This is a genomic window from Shewanella sp. 4t3-1-2LB (assembly GCF_017368415.1).
Classification (GTDB): Bacteria; Pseudomonadota; Gammaproteobacteria; order Enterobacterales; family Shewanellaceae; genus Shewanella; species Shewanella fodinae.
The window spans coordinates 1-557 of record NZ_JAFNJD010000131.1; the positions used below are offsets into that span (position 1 = coordinate 1).

1 pseudogene is annotated in these 557 nt (G+C 42.0%); it reads right to left on the reverse strand.

Features of this window, described 5'->3' with window-relative positions:
- A pseudogene (locus J3L11_RS18940) lies at window positions 1-494 on the reverse strand (hypothetical protein); the annotation flags it as partial.
- Window positions 495-557: the final 63 nt, after the last annotated feature.

Here is a 557-nt window from a genome sequence, read left to right on the forward strand (position 1 = left end):
GCCGTTTCAGCAATACTTAGCAACAAATCGGCTTGATTAGGTGTTTTTGAACGCGGGAAACGTTCTGTAAATGCAGAAAAATATGACATCACTGTGCGGTGAATAAATGAATTACCACGGCTAATAGTGTCAAAATTAGCAGCAGTGGCGATGATGTCGCCATAGACTTTGCTAAAAAAGGTTCGATTAAACACATCAAGCATGTATTGCTCAGTGTTAGCTGTGATTTCATCCAACTCTCGGTAAAGCTGAGATGCCCATTTTTCAAAGTAATCTATGCCATCTAATAACGGACGAGAGTAGCGCTTATGGAACCATAGCAGCGCGGATAATCGCTCAGATACAGAAATAGGTGATAGAACGTTAGGCAACCTCTGAGACTGGCCAGCATCAAAGCAACCAGACAACTGAAGCAGATCCTTTGAGGCCTCAGATGCAATAGCCTTCGTTAAATCAAAACCACAGGAACAATGAGTAATTGATTCATTCCACACATAGTTCAATGCTATGCCACATTGAGGACAGCTATCGACTAGCTTTACATGATGCTTGGTACA